The 936-nt window shown below is 41.3% G+C and carries 1 protein-coding gene; it reads right to left on the reverse strand.

Annotated features, from left to right (window positions below; genetic code table 11):
- Positions 1 to 109 precede the first annotated feature (109 nt).
- On the reverse strand, positions 110 to 936 hold an 827-nt coding region (locus GVN22_RS28560), incomplete at its 5' end, for a hypothetical protein (protein ID WP_166554169.1).

The raw sequence follows: 936 nt of genomic DNA on the forward strand, positions 1-936 counted from the left end.
GCGGCTGACATGAGACGTTGAGAGGAATTTTTACCAAAAACTATAATATCATTCGATGTCTTGAGCGGTAACCAAACACCGTTTGGAAGAATGTATTTAAGTTTCCATTTTACGAGTGGAGCGGTTGTTGTTGCCATGGTTTTGTAAAGTTTGTAGTTGTTAAAAAGGTATTAAATTTCTGTACATATTCACTAGTGGTGCGTACTGTGAGCTTACGGCTAAAGTACTGGGCCAACTGGGTAATATCTTTGATTTTGTTCTTTTGCCCTTTAGGCACTGTTCCAGTGACAGGGAATTGAAGCATTGAAATCTTAGCACGTTCCAACTCACGCTCAAATTCTAGTTCCTTGAGTGATTTTTGAGCTTTTTTGTCCCATTCCAATACTACCAAAAACCCTTGTTTCTGAGAATTTCCGTAGCTTTTTTGGAAATAAGCCGTTGGATGGTACGCTTGGCGGTCTTTACGAGCATCAAAAGCTTGCTTTTTGTCAGCCCAGTATTGCATTCTTAAATTATAGATTTCCCAAAACTCAAAAGTGTTCTCTGATGGTTTTTCGGGCACAAATGACTTAAATACATCCCTGTAAATCACCTTCTTAATGTCTGCTTCAATTGGCGTAAAGTTGCGATTTGGATAGAAAACGTCCTTGACATAGCTCCAGAAACGGCTTACAATTTGGGCTTTCTCAATTTCGGTGATCGCCTTCACTGGTGTTGGCTTGTTTTGGTAGCGTAGTTTGTGCAGTTTTCCTTGCTTGTATGCCTCAAAACGCTCATCTGACGAAATTTCGGTGCCACCTTGAGGGTTTTCGTCTGCCACCTCAGAGGTTGACGCCGGGCCCGTGCCTGTTTTTTTCTCGGTAAAATTTTCTTGGTTAGGTTCTTGGCCAGCTCCCAAGGGTTTTGCAATTTCCTGTTTTTCTTGGCAGTTTTCTT

The sequence above is a fragment of the Cellulophaga sp. BC115SP genome (genome assembly GCF_009905545.1).
Lineage (GTDB): Bacteria > Bacteroidota > Bacteroidia > Cytophagales > Spirosomataceae > Flectobacillus > Flectobacillus rivi.